Source organism: Aureimonas sp. AU22, assembly GCF_001463745.1.
Taxonomy (GTDB): Bacteria; Pseudomonadota; Alphaproteobacteria; order Rhizobiales; family Rhizobiaceae; genus Aureimonas.
In genome coordinates, this window is the sequence record NZ_BBWJ01000052.1 from 1 (window position 1) to 14,489 (window position 14,489).

Sequence of the window (14,489 nt, forward strand, 5' to 3'; positions counted from 1 at the left end):
GGGGGCGGAGACGTTGGAATCTATGCCCCTCATATCCCGGGGACCGGATTTGAAGGCGGAACCGCGCACCACCCTGGTCCACACGCACACCCGTTCCGCGGGGGGCTGCGCCACACGCCCCACCCTTCCCCGTTTTCCCGCACCCCGTGATCGTCTAAGAAACGGCGATGACGACCACACGCTCTTCGCCGCACGGCTCGCCGAAGCCGGACTACGAGACGCTCCTGCGCGAGGCGGGCGTGCGCATCACGCGGCCGCGCCGCACGATCCTCGGCATCCTGCGCGATCATCCCGATCATCCCGACGCGCTGGAGATCTTCCGGCGGGCCTCCGCGCTCGATCCGTCGATCTCGCTCTCCACCGTCTACCGGACGATGCGGCTCTTGGAGGAGAAGGGCGCCATACATCGACACGCCTTCGGCAATGGCCCATCCCGCTTCGAGCAGGCGGACGGTGCGCATCACGACCACCTCATCGACGTCGATACGGGCGACGTGATCGAATTCTCGTCCGAGCGGATCGAGGCATTGCAGGACGAGGTCGCCCGCTCGCTCGGCTACGAGATCGTCTTTCATCGGCTGGAGCTCTACGGGCGCAAGCGCCGCCGGGACTAGAGCATTCCCGGCGAGGGCCGCCCTGGTGTCCGGCACAAGGCGCCGCCTGGTGGAATGCCCGGTGAAGCGGAGATCACGGAGCCCGTCGGGTGACGCGGGGCTCGCCGCGCTTGGCGAACCCCGACGGTCTCAGACCAGCTTGGCGTCGAGGCTCACCTCGATCGCGCCGAGCGCCTTGGAGATCGGGCAGCCCGCCTTGGCCTTGTCGGCCAGTTCCTGGAACGTCGCGGCTTCGATGCCGGGAACGCGCGCCTCGAGCGTGATGCGGGAGGAGCGGACCTCGAAGCCGCCGTCGGCCTGCTCGACGCTGACCACGGCACGCGCCTTCAATTCGTCCGCGGGCGTGCCGTTCTCCGCCAGGAAGTGCGACAGCTGCATCGCGAAGCACCCGGCATGGGCGGCGGCGAGAAGCTCTTCGGGATTGGTGCCCGACTTGCCGCTCTCGTCCTCGAAGCGGGCCTTGAACGAATAGCCCTGGTTGTCGAGCGCGCCCGACTGGGTGGTCAGCGTTCCGCGCCCGTCCGCGAGCGCGCCGTTCCAGATGGCGGTGGCATGACGTTTCATGGGTCTCTTCCCTTCGTGAGCCGCTCATGGCGGTTGCTGGGTCTTGGGGCCAGGCTCCCGGTCCGGGATGCCTGGACACCTTTCGCGAAATGGGTCCCGGGCGCGCCGCGTCCAGCCGCAACGATCCCTTTACCTTCTCGCGTTCAGGTGATCCTCATCGCACGACGCCACGGGAGCACCGCCCATGTCCGAGCCCTTGCTTGTCCCGGCCACCGCCCCGCTTCTGGCGCTGAAGACGGCCTGGCTGGAGCGGCTGGGAACCGAGCGCCATGCGGGCCAGCTGACGCTCGACGCCTACGAGCGGGACGTTCGCCAGTTCCTACATTTCCTCGGCCGCTACCACGGGCGGCCCGCCGAGCCGGGGGATCTTGCCGCCCTCTCGGCCGCGGATCTACGCGCCTTTCTGGCCGAGCGGCGGCGCGATGGGATGGGCCCGCGAAGCCTCAACCGCATCCTGTCGGGCATCCGCTCCTTCGTCAGGCATCTCGAGCGCGAGGGCCTCGCCTCGTCGGCGGGACCGGCCGCGATGCGCGCGCCGAAGCAACCGAAGTCCCTGCCGCGACCGCTGCCGGTCGGCGACGCGCTGGCGGTGACCGAAGAGGCCGGCGCCATGGCCTCCATGCCCTGGATCGCCGCGCGCAACGTCGCGGTGCTGACGCTCCTCTACGGCTGCGGGCTTCGCATCTCCGAGGCGTTGGGGCTGGAGGGTGATGCCTTGGCGGATGAGACGGCGCGCTCGATGACGGTGACCGGCAAGGGCCGCAAGCAGCGGCTGGTGCCGCTCCTGCCCGCCGTCCACGCGGCCGTCGGCGATTACCGCCGGCTCTGCCCCTTCGATCTCGGGGCCGGCGCCCCCCTGTTTCGCGGCGCGCGCGGCGGTCCGTTGCGGCCGCAGATCATCCAGGCCGAGATGGCGCGGCTGCGCGGTCTTCTCGGTCTGCCGGATTCGGCGACACCCCATGCGCTGCGCCATTCCTTCGCGACGCACCTCCTTGCCAAGGGCGGCGACCTGCGCACGATCCAGGACCTCCTCGGCCATGCGTCGCTGTCCTCGACGCAGATCTATACCGCGGTCGACGGGGGGCGGCTCACCGAAGCCTTCGAGGCGGCGCATCCCCGCGCCCGGCGGGCCCGAACCGCCTGACGACACGCCGCCGCGACGCCTTTCAGCATTTCGTCGGATTTCCCCGGTAGAGAAAGCGCAGCGCGGCCCTCGCTGCGCCGTCGGCGGCAACGGGCCCGGCCGAGACCCTTCTCACCGGAGCCCGAGGTCCGATGACGAAACGCCCCCTGCGCAGCGTCCTGCCGATGATCCTCACGGCGCTTCCGCACCTCTTTCCGCTGCTTCTCTGCGTCGCGCTCCTGATGGCAGCCGCCGTCTCGGCGGCGGATGCGCAGGAGCGGCCGACGGAGGTCCTTGCCTGCCACGAGGGGCGCAGCCTCCTGCCCGCTCTCGAAGCGAAGGGCGAGATGGCCGCGCTCGTGCGCGAAGCCGCCGCAACCCCGCATGGCGAGGGCCGGCTGTTCCGGGTGGAGCGCGAGGGTCTGGCGCCCTCCTTCCTGTTCGGCACCATGCACCTGTCGGACCCCCGCATCCTCGCCCTGCCGCCGGCCGCCGAGGCCGCCTTCGCCGCCTCGCAAGGGGTGGTGATCGAGACGACCGACATTCTCGACCCCCAGCGGATGGGCGCGACGCTCCTGTCGCGCGCCGATCTGACGACGCTGCCGCCGGGCCGGACGCTGGCTGAGGTTCTCGGCGCCGAGGACATGGCGCGCGTCAGTTCCGTGCTCGAGGCGCGGGGCACGCCCTCGGCCGCCATCGCCCGGCTGCAGCCCTGGTTCGTCGCGGCCGGGCTGATGATGCCGGACTGCGAGACGAGCCGGGCGGCGGGCGGCGCGGTGGTGCTCGATGTCGCCATCGCCCGCCGGGCGCGCGCCGAGGGTCGCGAGCTGGACGGGCTGGAAAGCGCCGGCGAGCAGCTCGAGGCCCTCGCCTCGATGCCGCTCGACCTTCAGGCGGACAACCTCGTCGCCAGCATCGCGATCGCCGACCAGCTGCCCGACATCTTCGAGACCATGATCGATCTGTATCTGGAGGGGCGGATCGCGCTGATCGGACCGGCCACCGAGCGCGCGCTGCCGTCCGGCACGGACGAGGCGAGCTCGCTCGCCGTCACGCAGGCTTTCGAGGACCGCGTCGTGCATCGGCGCAACGCGCTGATGGCCGAGCGTCTCCAGCCGCTCCTGGCCAAAGGTGGACGTTTCGTCGCGGTCGGCGCGCTCCATCTGCCGGGCGACACCGGTCTCGTGGCGGCGCTCGCCCGCGACGGATGGACGGTGACGCGCGCCGACTGATCGCGGCCAACGAAACCGCGGGGAACTGCAGCCGCGAGCGCCGAGTTTCCGGAGGGACCTGTCAGCCGCGGGCGCTTTCGCCCGGCGCCGTTCGCGCAAGGCGGCTTCAGCCCGGAGGTTTCCCATGCGCCGTGCCCTTCCGCTTCTGGCCCTCCTCGCCCTTGCCGGCTGCACGTCGGTGGACGGTCCTGCCTACGACGGCAGGCCGGCCGATGCCCCGACGCTGGGGCTTGCCGAAAGGTCCTATCGTCCGCCGGTGCGACCGGGCTGTCGCAACTACGCCGACCAGACCGCGCGCAACACCTACGAGAACCTGTCCGATGCCCGCGACGGGTTCGGATCGAACGCTCTCGCTTTGCGCCAGGCCGAGCGGGACGGCGATCGCGCCTATAGCCGCTGCGTCGAGGGTCGCCGCTCCTGACCAACAGGAAGGGTGACAGGGCCCGCTTATGGGTCCACACTCCGGCCCTTGGTCCATCTCGGGAGGATGAACGGATGTCGCGATACCGGATCGAAACGGGACGGGTGGAAGGGTCGGCCTGGGTGCCTGGGCCGTTCCACGACGCTCTGAACGCGGTGACGGACGAGCAGGCCGTGGGCGCTGTGCGCGAGGTGCTGACGCGTTCGGGCTTCGCCGACGAGTGGGGCGACCACGTCCGCGTGCTCGACGGGGAGCGGCGCGAGGTCGCTCGGCTGACACTCGATCAGGGGTTCTGGGCCGGCGGCAACGCCTGACACGGCCTTGAAAAAGAAGGGGCGGCGCATCGGATGCGCCGCCCCTTTCGCGTTTCGTAGTGGCTTGCGCCTTTAGACGTGGATCGGCTTGGCGAAGGCCGCGAAGGCCGCTTCGCGCACGGCTTCCGACATCGTCGGATGGGCATGGCAGGTGCGGGCGAGATCCTCGGCCGAGCCGCCGAACTCCATCAGGACGGCGATCTCGGCGATGAGGTCGCCCGCGCCGAAGCCGACGACGTGCCCGCCCAGCACCTTGTCGGTGCGCGCGTCGGTGAGGATCTTCACGAAGCCGTCGGTGTGGAGCATGGCGCGGGCGCGCCCGTTGGCCATGAAGGGGAACTTGCCGACCTTGTAGTCGACCCCTTCGGCCTTCAGCTCCTCCTCGGTCTTCCCGACGGAGCCGATCTCCGGCGAGGTGTAGACCACGGACGGGATGACTCCGTAGTTCACGTGGCCGGCCTGGCCGGCGAGGATCTCGGCGAGCGCGATGCCCTCGTCCTCGGCCTTGTGGGCGAGCATCGGGCCCTTCACCACGTCGCCGATGGCGTAGATGCCGGGAACGTTCGTCTGGTAGTGCGCGTCGATCTCGACGCGGCCCGCCTTGTCCCGCTGGACGCCCGCCTCGTCGAGGCCGAGGCCTTCGGTGAACGGCCGGCGGCCGGTCGCGATCAGCACGACCTCGGCCTCCAGCACCTCCGCCGCGCCGCCCTTGGCCGGCTCGAAGGTGACGGAAGCGCCCGAGCCCGTCTTCTCGACGGCCGTGACCTTGGCGCCGAGCTTGAAGGTGAAGCCCTGTTTCACGAGAAGCTTCTGGAACTGGGTCGACACCTCGCCGTCCATCGCGCCGAGGATCTTGTCGAGATACTCGACCACGGTGACGCGCGCGCCGAGCCGCGACCAGACCGAGCCGAGCTCCAGCCCGATCACGCCGCCGCCGACCACGACGATCGAGGCCGGCACCTTCCCCAGCGCGATCGCATGGTCGGAGGAGACGATCGTCTCGCCGTCGAAGGCGACGTCGAGACCCGGAATGCCGGCAACGGCGGAGCCCGTGGCGATGCAGATCGCCTTGGTCAGGAGCGTGCGCTTGGCGCCGTCCGCGCCCGTCACCTCGACCTCCCCGGCGCGAACGATGCGCCCCGTTCCGATGACGCCCTCGATCTTGTTCTTGCGGAACAGGAAGGCGACGCCGTCGACATTCGCCTTCACCGTCTTGTCCTTGTGGCCGAGCATGGTGGCCAAGTCGAGCTCGGGCGCGACCTTGATGCCGAGATCGGCGAAGGAGTGGCTGGCTTCGGCGAACATCTCGGAGGCGTGGAGCAGCGCCTTGGACGGGATGCAGCCGACGTTGAGGCAGGTGCCCCCATAGGTCTGGCGCTTCTCCACCACGGCGACCTTGAGGCCGAGCTGGGCGGCCTTGATGGCGCCGACATAGCCGCCGGGGCCGGAGCCGATGACGACGAGATCGAAGGAGGAGGTGTCGGACATGGGTTTTTCCGGTCGTTGAAATGTCTAGAGGAAGCGGATCAGCATCAGGAGGAGGCCGAGCATGGAGGCGGCCCAGACGAGGCTGCGCAGATAGGGGATGCCGAGAAGATACAGCGGCACATAGGCGATGCGCGCGACGAACCAAAGGATCGCGCCCCATTCGCCGATCCCGCCCGTGCGCCCGGAGACGGCGAGCCCGAGGGCGAGGGCCACGAAGGCGGGATAGGTTTCCTGGAAGTTGGCAAGCGAGCGCGCCGCGCGGCCGGCATGGGTCCCGAGCGGCTTCGCCTCGCCGTCGCGCGCGCCCGCGTTCCAGTCGAGGCCGCGCTCGCGCGTCGCCAGCTGCCCCTGCAGCATGATCTGCGCCACCAGGAGGAGGACGGACCAGCCGAGAAGGACGAGTTCGGTGGGAAGGGTTGTCATGTCGGGCGAGCCTCCGCTGCGAGGCGCCGGGCGCGCCCCATCGCCGAAGACTTGGAACGCCGGCCGACGAAGGGAACCGGACGCGTCGACGCGCTCGCGTCGGCGGCGGGTCCGGATGCGGAGGTTTCGGGAGCCTGGGCGCTGAGGACGGGGCCGCCGCGCCTCGTCACGGCAGGATCGCCCGCGCGCCGGACACGTCGAGGATCGCCCCGCTGGAGTAGCTCGCCTCGTCGGAGGCCAGCCAGAGGATGGCACGGGCGACTTCCTCCGCGCTCCCCGGCCGACGCATCGGAAGGCCCGGCGTCATCTCGGCGACGCGGTTGGGCAAGCCGCCCGAGGCATGGATGTCGGTCTCGATGATGCCGGGGCGCACGGCGCATACCCGAACGCCTTCGCCCGCGACCTCCTTGGCGAGCCCGACCGTGAACGTGTCGATCGCGCCCTTGGCGGCCGCGTAATCGACGTACTGACCCGGCGCGCCGAGCTTGGCGGCGGCCGACGACAGGTTGACGATGACGCCGCCCTCCCCGCCCCGGCTCGTCGACATGCGCCGCACGGCCTCGCGCGCGCAAAGGATGGAGCCGATCGTGTTGATCCGGAACATGCGCTCGAGGCGCTTGAGATCCATGTCGGCGACGGTGGCGGGCTGGTCGACGACGCCGGCATTGTTGACGAGAACGGCAAGTCGTCCCAGCCGTTCGGCAGCAGCGAAGATCGCGTGGACATCCGCCTCCGAGCCGACGTCGCCTGACACGGTCTCCGCCCGCCCGCCACCCGCGCGGATATCGTCGGCGACCGCCTCGGCGGCCGCCCGATTGGCCGCGTAGTTCACGAGCACGACGTAGCCGGCCACACCTGCGAGGCGGGCGGTCGCCGCCCCGATGCCGCGCGAGCCGCCGGTGACGATCAGGACCCGTTCAGACACGAGCACCCCCCGATGCGTCGGCGGGAAAGGCCGGCAGCGCCGATGCGAGGGAGCGTTCGAGGGGGTTTCGGCTCATCCTGGCTCCGGCCATTGTTCCACGTGAAACATTGAGAGCGAAGGTTTCGGGGTTGCGCGAACCCCTGTCGAGGGGACGCCGCCAGGTGGACCCCGCCGGCGTCCGCCGTCCGGTCCTTAGAGATCGAGGACCAGACGCTCGGGATCCTCGAGCGAATCCTTGACCCGCACCAGGAAGGTCACCGCCTCCTTGCCGTCGACGATGCGGTGATCGTAGGACAGTGCCAGATACATCATCGGGCGGATGACGACCTGCCCGCCGATCGCCATCGGACGCTCCTGGATCTTGTGCATGCCGAGGATGCCGGACTGCGGCGCGTTCAGGATCGGCGTCGACATCAGCGAGCCGTAGACGCCGCCGTTGGTGATCGTGAACGTGCCGCCCTGCATGTCGGCCATCGTCAGCTGGCCGTCGCGTGCCGCCTTGGCGAGGCGACCGAGCTCCTTCTCGACTTCTGCGATCGACATCTGGTCGGCGTCGCGGATCACCGGCACCACGAGGCCCTTGTCGGTGCCGACGGCCATGCCGATGTGGGCGTAGTTCTTGTAGATGATGTCGGTGCCGTCGATCTCGGCGTTCACCGCCGGGATTTCCTTCAGGGCATGCGTGATCGCCTTGGTGAAGAAGCCCATGAAGCCGAGCTTCACGCCGTGCTTCTTCTCGAACAGGTCCTTGTACTTGGATCGCAGCGACATCACCGCCGACATGTCCACCTCGTTGAAGGTGGTGAGCATCGCCGCCGTGTCCTGCGCGTCCTTGAGGCGGCGCGCGATGGTCTGGCGGAGCTTCGTCATGCGCACGCGCTCTTCGCGCGACGCGTCGTCGGCCGAGGAGGCCGGACGGGGCGCGGCCGGGGCCTTGGCCTGCGCGGGAGCGGAGCTACCCTTGGCGATCGCGTCGATCACGTCGCCCTTCAGCACCTGGCCGCGCTTGCCGGAGCCCTCGACGTCGGAGCCGGAAAGCCCCTTCTCGGCCATCAGCTTGGCGGCCGAGGGAGCGGGCTGCGTGCCGCCCTGGTTCGTAACAGGGGCGGCCGGCGCGGTCGAAGCGTTGCCGTAGCCTTGAGTCGCCGCGGGCTCGGGGGTCTTCGGCGTCTCGGCCTTCGCGGCGTCGCCCTTCGGCGCCGAAGCACCGCTGGCGGCACCCTCGCCGATCACCGCGATTAGCGCGCCGACCTCGACCGTCTCGCCTTCCTTGACGAGGATTTCCGACAGGACGCCGGCGGCCGGCGCCGGGACTTCCACTGTTACCTTGTCGGTTTCCAGCTCGGCGATCGTCTCGTCCTGCGCGACGGTGTCGCCGGCCTTCTTGAACCACTGGCCGATCGTGGCCTCGGTGACGGATTCGCCAAGGGTCGGAACTTTGACTTCGGTGCTCATCGGGGTCTCATCTGAAAAAGGGGAGTGCCGGGAAAGACGGGGGAAGGCGGCCCTCAGGCCGCCGAGTTCCCCAGCGCTTCCTCGAGGAAGGCTTCGAGCTGGGCGATGTGCTTCGACATGGTGCCGACGGCGGGCGAGGCCGCCGCCTGGCGCCCGGCGTAGCGCGCCCGGCGCTTCTCCGTGCCGATCCGGTCGAGCACCCATTCGAGATAGGGCTCGATGAAGCTCCAGGCGCCCATGTTCTTGGGCTCCTCCTGGCACCAGACGATCTCGGCTTGCCTGAAGCGCGACAGCTCGTTGATCAGCGCCTTGGCCGGGAACGGATAGAGCTGCTCGACGCGCAGAAGGTAGATGTCGTCGACCCCCCGCTTCTCGCGCTCCTCCAGAAGGTCGTAGTACACCTTGCCCGTGCACAGGACGACGCGGCGGATGTCCTTGTCCTTGCGGAGCTTCACCGAGACCGAGTTCGGCTTCATCTCGGCGTCGTCCCACAGGAGACGATGGAACGAGGTGTCGCCCGCCATCTCGGAGAGGTCCGAGGTCGCGCGCTTGTGGCGCAGGAGCGACTTCGGCGTCATCAGGATCAGCGGCTTGCGGAAGTCGCGCTTCATCTGCCGGCGCAGGATGTGGAAGTAGTTCGCCGGCGTCGTGACGTTGGCGACCTGCATGTTGTCCTGTGCGCACTGCTGCAGGAAACGCTCGAGGCGCGCCGAGGAGTGCTCCGGACCCTGGCCCTCGTAGCCGTGCGGCAAGAGCATCACGAGGCCCGACATGCGCAGCCACTTGGCCTCTCCGCTGGAGATGAACTGGTCGATCACGACCTGCGCCCCGTTCACGAAGTCGCCGAACTGCGCTTCCCACAGCGTCAGCGCATTGGGCTCGGCGAGCGAGTAGCCGTATTCGAAGCCGAGCACGGCCTCCTCCGAGAGCATCGAATTGATGACCTCGTAGTTCGCCTGACCCTTGGCGAGGTGCGAAAGCGGGATGTAGCGGCTTTCGTCGCGCTGGTCGTAGAGCACCGAGTGGCGTTGCGAGAACGTGCCGCGCTCCGAATCCTGGCCCGACAGGCGGATCGGAGTGCCCTCCGCAAGCAGCGAGGCGAAGGCCAGCGCCTCGCCGGTCGCCCAGTCGAGGTTCTCGCCGGTCTCGATCTGCTTGGCGCGGTTGTCGAGGAAGCGGCCGATGGTCTTGTGGACCTCGAAGCCCTCCGGCACCTCGGTGAGCTTCTGTCCCAGTTCCTTCAGCGTCTTGACCGGGACGCCGGTCGTGCCGCGGCGCTGCTCGTCCTCGCCGTCGGCCCGGCGCAAGCCCGACCACGCGCCGTCCAGCCAGTCGGCCTTGTTCGGGTTGTAGCTCTGGCCGGCCTCGTACTCACCGTCGAGCTGCGTGCGGAACTCGGCCTTGCGCGCCTCGACGTCGGCATCCGACAGGACGCCCGCCTCAACGAGCTTCTTGGCGTAGATCTCGAGCGTCGTCCTGTGCTCGCGGATCTTGCGGTACATGATCGGCTGCGTGAAGCCGGGCTCGTCGCCCTCGTTGTGGCCGAAGCGGCGGTAGCAGAACATGTCGACCACGACCGGCTTGTGGAACGTCTGCCGGTACTCGATCGCGATCTTCGCGGCATAGGTCACCGCTTCCGGATCGTCGCCGTTGACGTGGAAGATCGGCGCCTCGACCATCTTCGCCACGTCCGACGGATAGGGCGAGGAGCGCGAGAAGCGCGGATTGGTGGTGAAGCCGATCTGGTTGTTGATGATGAAGTGCAGCGTGCCGCCGACGCGGTGGCCCTTGAGGCCCGACAGGCCGAAGCACTCGGCCACGACGCCCTGGCCGGCAAAGGCCGCGTCGCCGTGGATCAGGAGCGGCAGCACCTGGTTGCGCACCTCCTGCGGCACCACTTCGGTGCGGGTGCGACCGCCGCCGAGCTGGTCCTGCTTGGCGCGCGCCTTGCCCATCACGACCGGGTTGACGATCTCGAGATGCGAGGGGTTGGCCGTCAGCGAGAGGTGAACGGAGTTGTTGTCGAACTCGCGGTCCGCCGAGGCGCCGAGGTGGTACTTGACGTCGCCCGAGCCCTCGACGTCCTCCGGCTTGTAGGAGCCGCCCTTGAACTCGTGGAAGATGGCGCGGCGCGGCTTGCCCATGACCTGGGCGAGCACGTTGAGACGGCCGCGATGGGCCATGCCGAGCACGATCTCCTTCATGCCCAGCTGGCCGCCGCGCTTGATGATCTGCTCGAGCGCCGGGATCAGCGCCTCGCCGCCGTCGAGACCGAAGCGCTTGGTGCCCTTGTACTTGACGTCGATGAACTTCTCGAAGCCTTCCGCCTCGATCAGCTTGTTGAGGATGGCGCGCTTGCCCTGGTCGGTGAACTCGACGCCCTTGTCGGGCCCTTCCATCCGCTCCTGGATCCACTGCTTCTCCAGCGGATTGGAGATGTGCATGAACTCGACGCCGACGGTGCCGCAATAGGTGCGCGTGAGGATCTCGACCATCTGGCGGACGGTCGCGAACTCCATGCCGAGCACGTTGTCGATGAAGATCTTGCGGTCGAGATCGGCCTCGGTGAAGCCGTAGTTCTCCGGGCTCAGCTCGTGATAGTCGTCTTCCGGCGCGGCGAGGCCGAGCGGATCGAGCTTGGCGTGGAGGTGGCCGCGCACCCGATAGGCGCGGATCAGCATCAGGGCGCGCACCGAATCGCGCGTCGCCTGCAGGATCGCCGCTTCGGACGGGGCCTCGGCCTTCGGCGCGGCAGCGGCCTTGTCGCGAAGCTTCTTCTCGACGCGGATCTCCGCCTCGCCCCAGTTGCCGTCGAGGGCTGCGACGAGCTCGCCGTTCGGCGTCACCGGCCAGTTGGCGCGGCCCCAGGACGGGCCGTCGGCGTTCTTGACCACCGTGGCCTTGTCGTCGGCGACCTGGCCGAAGAACTCGCGCCATTCGGCAGCGACCGAGGACGGGTCGCGCTCGTAGGCGGCAGCCAACGTCTCGATGTAATCGGCGTTGCCGCCGTAGAGGAAGGAGGTCGCCGCGAAGGACTCGTTCGCCGGATTGCGTGCCATGATGGTGACAAAGCGGCCCCCGCCGGTTCGCGGACGCCGTCTCCCTGGAAGATGATCGGAGGCGGAGGGCCTTGGGACTCTCCGCCGCTCACTCGAACGCGTTCGGCTGAACAGACGCCCCGCTGGGGGACGGCCGCGCGGGGCCCGAACGCCGCGCGGCTGGTATGCGGTATCAATCCGGTCAGATAGGGGCGCGATCGTTAAAAATCGAATGATCGCGCCCCGGGGCGGGGCGTTTTCAGCCCTTGAGGACTTCCACCAGCGTCTTGCCGAGCCGCGCCGGCGAGGGCGACACGCGAATACCCGCCGCCTCCATTGCGGCGATCTTGGACTCCGCGTCGCCCTTGCCGCCCGACACCACGGCGCCGGCATGGCCCATGGTGCGGCCCTTGGGCGCCGTGCGGCCCGCAATGAAGCCCGCCATCGGCTTCTTCCGGCCGCGCTTGGCCTCGTCGATCAGGAACTGGGCGGCGTCCTCTTCGGCCGAGCCGCCGATCTCGCCGATCATGATGATCGACTTCGTCTCGTCGTCGGCGAGGAACATCTCGAGCACGTCGATGAACTCGGTGCCCTTGACCGGATCGCCGCCGATGCCGACGGCCGTCGTCTGGCCGAGACCCTCGTTCGTGGTCTGGAACACCGCCTCGTAGGTCAGGGTGCCCGAGCGCGACACGATGCCGACATTGCCCTTCTTGAAGATCGAGCCCGGCATGATGCCGATCTTGCACTCGTCCGGGGTCATGATGCCGGGGCAGTTGGGGCCGAGCAGACGCGACTTGGAGCCTTCCAGGCGGCGCTTGACGCGCACCATGTCGAGCACCGGGATGCCTTCCGTGATGCAGGTGATGAAGGGCACCTCGGCCTCGATCGCCTCCATGATGGCGTCGGCGGCGCCGGCGGGCGGCACGTAGATCACGGACGCGTTGGCGCCCGTGGCGTCCTTGGCCTCGGCGACCGTGGCGTAGATCGGCAGGCTCTCGCCCTTCGATCCGGTCCAGGTCTCACCGCCCTTCTTCGGGTGGATGCCGGCGACCATCTGCGTGCCGTGATAGGCGAGCGCCTGTTCCGTGTGGAACGTGCCGGTCTTGCCGGTCAGGCCCTGCACGATGATCTTGGTGTTTTTATCGACGAGAATGGACATGTGGTGCGCAGGGCTCCCAGCGGATTTCGGCACACTCGGGCGAGGTGATGCCGAATTTCAAGTTGAAACCGAAGGCCAGACCCTTCGGCTCGATGACAAATTCAGTTCCAGCTCCGACGAAGCTGGCGAGGTCGACCGGGTCGGCGCTCCATCATCGACCCTACGAAGAACGCGAGGCTGAAGAGCGCGGTCGCCCAGATGAAAACCCACGCCATAAAGATCGCGAGCCCAGATGGACCATCCACATCCAAACTTTGTATCCAAGCCTGGAAGCAGATCGGCCCTAGAATGTTGCCGGCGACAAAGGTGCCGCCGATCAGGGTTCTACCGTGGGGAACGAAGCGACCGAGTGCCATGAGGGCGCGACAGGTCAGGACGAGGATCACGGCTGCCAGTGCGGCGGCGAGAATGGATGGAACCGATAGGATAAGGAGTTCCATTCCGCCGGCGCCTTCGGTTACTTCACAGCCGCGACGATCTTCTGCGCAGCGTCGTCGAGATCGTCCGCCGCCGTGATGGCGAGGCCGCTCTCGTTGAGGATCTTCTTGCCGAGCTCGACATTCGTGCCTTCGAGACGCACGACGAGCGGCACCTTCAGGCCGACTTCCTTCACGGCCGCGACGACGCCCTCGGCGATCACGTCGCACTTCATGATGCCGCCGAAGATGTTGACGAGGATGCCCTGCACCGCCGGGTCCGCCGTGATGATCTTGAAGGCCGCCGCGACCTTTTCCTTCGAGGCGCCGCCGCCGACGTCGCAGAAGTTCGCCGGCTCCTTGCCGTAGAGCTTGATGATGTCCATCGTCGCCATGGCAAGGCCCGCGCCGTTCACCATGCAGCCGATGTTGCCGTCGAGCGCGACATAGGCGAGGTCCCACTCGGAGGCCTCGATCTCCTTGGCGTCCTCTTCGGTCTCGTCGCGAAGGGCCTTCATGTCCTCGTGGCGGAACAAGGCGTTGCCGTCGAACGACACCTTGGCGTCGAGGACGCGCAGGTGCCCGTCGGTCATCACGATCAAGGGGTTCACCTCGAGGAGCGCCATGTCCTTCTCGGTGAAGGCCTTGTAGAGCGCGGGGAAGAGCGACTTGGCATCCTCGGCGGCAGCGCCGTCGAGGCCGTAGGCCTGCGTGATCCTGGCGACGTCCGCGTCCGTGACGCCGGTCTCCGGGTCGATCGCGACCGTGATGATCTTTTCCGGCGTGTCGTGGGCGACCGCCTCGATGTCCATGCCGCCCTCGGTGGAGACCACGAAGGCGACGCGGCCGACGGAGCGATCGACGAGCAGCGAGCAGTAGAGCTCGCGGGCGATGTCGGCGCCGTCCTCGATGTAGAGGCGGTTCACCTGCTTGCCGGCGTCGCCGGTCTGGGCGGTGACGAGCGTATGCCCCAGCATCTCTTTGGCGTGGGCCACGACCTCCTCGACGGACTTGGCCAGACGCACGCCGCCCTTGGCGCCCTCGCCGAGCTCCTTGAACTTGCCCTTGCCGCGGCCGCCGGCATGGATCTGCGACTTCACGACATAGAGCGGTCCGGGAAGCTGCCGGGCCGCGGCCTCGGCTTCCCCGGCGCTGGTGATCGCGACGCCGGAGGCGACCGGAGCGCCGAAGCCCTTGAGGACCTGCTTGGCCTGGTATTCGTGGATGTTCATGAAAGCTTCCCGTCTCGGATGGGTGCGAGGAACGAAGGAGAAAGGGCCGGGGTGCCGGGACGACGACCGCTCCATGGGCCCG

Annotated in this window: 14 protein-coding genes; 5 read left to right on the forward strand and 9 right to left on the reverse strand. The window is 68.4% G+C overall.

Annotated features, from left to right (window positions below; translation table 11 throughout):
• Window positions 1-167: 167 nt before the first annotated feature.
• Complete coding sequence (locus AUL34_RS19580; RefSeq protein WP_061937712.1) at window positions 168-614, forward strand: Fur family transcriptional regulator; 447 nt, start codon at window positions 168-170, stop codon at window positions 612-614.
• Between the two features lie 129 nt (window positions 615-743).
• Here AUL34_RS19580 and AUL34_RS19585 read toward each other — a convergent pair whose 3' ends face one another.
• Window positions 744-1,178 carry an OsmC family protein gene (locus AUL34_RS19585; RefSeq protein WP_061937715.1) on the reverse strand — a complete coding sequence of 145 codons (435 nt, stop codon included), beginning with the start codon at window positions 1,176-1,178 and terminating at the stop codon, window positions 744-746.
• Window positions 1,179-1,362: 184 nt separating this feature from the next.
• Between AUL34_RS19585 and AUL34_RS19590 the strand changes: the two genes are divergently transcribed.
• The 4 genes from AUL34_RS19590 (at window position 1,363) to AUL34_RS19605 (ending at window position 4,268) form a co-directional block, all read left to right on the forward strand.
• Complete coding sequence (locus AUL34_RS19590) at window positions 1,363-2,322, forward strand: tyrosine recombinase XerC (protein ID WP_061937718.1); 960 nt, start codon at window positions 1,363-1,365, stop codon at window positions 2,320-2,322.
• 131 nt (window positions 2,323-2,453) lie between these two features.
• The gene (locus AUL34_RS19595; protein WP_244492655.1) at window positions 2,454-3,533 is read left to right on the forward strand and encodes a TraB/GumN family protein; all 1,080 of its coding nucleotides are present in this window, start codon (window positions 2,454-2,456) and stop codon (window positions 3,531-3,533) included.
• A 124-nt stretch (window positions 3,534-3,657) separates the two neighbouring features.
• A complete protein-coding gene (locus AUL34_RS19600; protein WP_061937720.1) occupies window positions 3,658-3,954 on the forward strand; it encodes a hypothetical protein in 297 nt (98 codons plus the stop codon).
• Between the two features lie 74 nt (window positions 3,955-4,028).
• Window positions 4,029-4,268 (forward strand): hypothetical protein, encoded by a 240-nt coding sequence (locus tag AUL34_RS19605; RefSeq protein ID WP_061937723.1) that lies wholly within the window; start codon window positions 4,029-4,031, stop codon window positions 4,266-4,268.
• A gap of 72 nt (window positions 4,269-4,340) precedes the next feature.
• Here the strand turns inward: AUL34_RS19605 and lpdA are convergent, their stop codons facing one another.
• From lpdA to sucC, 8 genes are all read right to left on the reverse strand, one after another.
• A complete protein-coding gene (lpdA, locus tag AUL34_RS19610) occupies window positions 4,341-5,756 on the reverse strand; it encodes a dihydrolipoyl dehydrogenase (RefSeq protein ID WP_061937726.1) in 1,416 nt (471 codons plus the stop codon).
• Between the two features lie 24 nt (window positions 5,757-5,780).
• Window positions 5,781-6,179, reverse strand: coding sequence for an MAPEG family protein (locus tag AUL34_RS19615; RefSeq protein WP_061937728.1), 399 nt, complete (start codon window positions 6,177-6,179; stop codon window positions 5,781-5,783).
• 166 nt (window positions 6,180-6,345) lie between these two features.
• Complete coding sequence (locus AUL34_RS19620; protein ID WP_156421022.1) at window positions 6,346-7,110, reverse strand: SDR family oxidoreductase; 765 nt, start codon at window positions 7,108-7,110, stop codon at window positions 6,346-6,348.
• 186 nt (window positions 7,111-7,296) lie between these two features.
• Window positions 7,297-8,559 (reverse strand): 2-oxoglutarate dehydrogenase complex dihydrolipoyllysine-residue succinyltransferase, encoded by a 1,263-nt coding sequence (gene odhB / locus AUL34_RS19625; protein ID WP_061937731.1) that lies wholly within the window; start codon window positions 8,557-8,559, stop codon window positions 7,297-7,299.
• A gap of 53 nt (window positions 8,560-8,612) precedes the next feature.
• Window positions 8,613-11,618 carry a 2-oxoglutarate dehydrogenase E1 component gene (locus AUL34_RS19630; protein ID WP_061937735.1) on the reverse strand — a complete coding sequence of 1,002 codons (3,006 nt, stop codon included), beginning with the start codon at window positions 11,616-11,618 and terminating at the stop codon, window positions 8,613-8,615.
• 238 nt (window positions 11,619-11,856) lie between these two features.
• On the reverse strand, window positions 11,857-12,759 hold the full coding sequence (sucD, locus tag AUL34_RS19635; RefSeq protein WP_061937737.1) for a succinate--CoA ligase subunit alpha: 903 nt from the start codon (window positions 12,757-12,759) through the stop codon (window positions 11,857-11,859).
• A gap of 101 nt (window positions 12,760-12,860) precedes the next feature.
• Window positions 12,861-13,199, reverse strand: a complete 339-nt coding sequence (locus tag AUL34_RS19640) for a hypothetical protein (RefSeq protein ID WP_061937740.1) — start codon at window positions 13,197-13,199, stop codon at window positions 12,861-12,863.
• A 17-nt stretch (window positions 13,200-13,216) separates the two neighbouring features.
• Window positions 13,217-14,407 carry an ADP-forming succinate--CoA ligase subunit beta gene (sucC, locus tag AUL34_RS19645; protein ID WP_061937743.1) on the reverse strand — a complete coding sequence of 397 codons (1,191 nt, stop codon included), beginning with the start codon at window positions 14,405-14,407 and terminating at the stop codon, window positions 13,217-13,219.
• Between the last annotated feature and the right edge of the window lie 82 nt (window positions 14,408-14,489).

Excerpts from the sequence above, each read along its gene's own strand:
- AUL34_RS19580 (WP_061937712.1), top strand. The coding sequence starts at position 168 with ATGACGACCACACGCTCTTCGCCGCACGGCTCGCCGAAGCCGGACTAC.
- AUL34_RS19585 (WP_061937715.1), bottom strand. The coding sequence starts at position 1,178 with ATGAAACGTCATGCCACCGCCATCTGGAACGGCGCGCTCGCGGACGGG.
- AUL34_RS19590 (WP_061937718.1), top strand. The coding sequence starts at position 1,363 with ATGTCCGAGCCCTTGCTTGTCCCGGCCACCGCCCCGCTTCTGGCGCTG.
- AUL34_RS19595 (WP_244492655.1), top strand. The coding sequence starts at position 2,454 with ATGACGAAACGCCCCCTGCGCAGCGTCCTGCCGATGATCCTCACGGCG.
- AUL34_RS19600 (WP_061937720.1), top strand. The coding sequence starts at position 3,658 with ATGCGCCGTGCCCTTCCGCTTCTGGCCCTCCTCGCCCTTGCCGGCTGC.
- AUL34_RS19605 (WP_061937723.1), top strand. The coding sequence starts at position 4,029 with ATGTCGCGATACCGGATCGAAACGGGACGGGTGGAAGGGTCGGCCTGG.
- lpdA (WP_061937726.1), bottom strand. The coding sequence starts at position 5,756 with ATGTCCGACACCTCCTCCTTCGATCTCGTCGTCATCGGCTCCGGCCCC.
- AUL34_RS19615 (WP_061937728.1), bottom strand. The coding sequence starts at position 6,179 with ATGACAACCCTTCCCACCGAACTCGTCCTTCTCGGCTGGTCCGTCCTC.
- odhB (WP_061937731.1), bottom strand. The coding sequence starts at position 8,559 with ATGAGCACCGAAGTCAAAGTTCCGACCCTTGGCGAATCCGTCACCGAG.
- AUL34_RS19630 (WP_061937735.1), bottom strand. The coding sequence starts at position 11,618 with ATGGCACGCAATCCGGCGAACGAGTCCTTCGCGGCGACCTCCTTCCTC.
- sucD (WP_061937737.1), bottom strand. The coding sequence starts at position 12,759 with ATGTCCATTCTCGTCGATAAAAACACCAAGATCATCGTGCAGGGCCTG.
- AUL34_RS19640 (WP_061937740.1), bottom strand. The coding sequence starts at position 13,199 with ATGGAACTCCTTATCCTATCGGTTCCATCCATTCTCGCCGCCGCACTG.
- sucC (WP_061937743.1), bottom strand. The coding sequence starts at position 14,407 with ATGAACATCCACGAATACCAGGCCAAGCAGGTCCTCAAGGGCTTCGGC.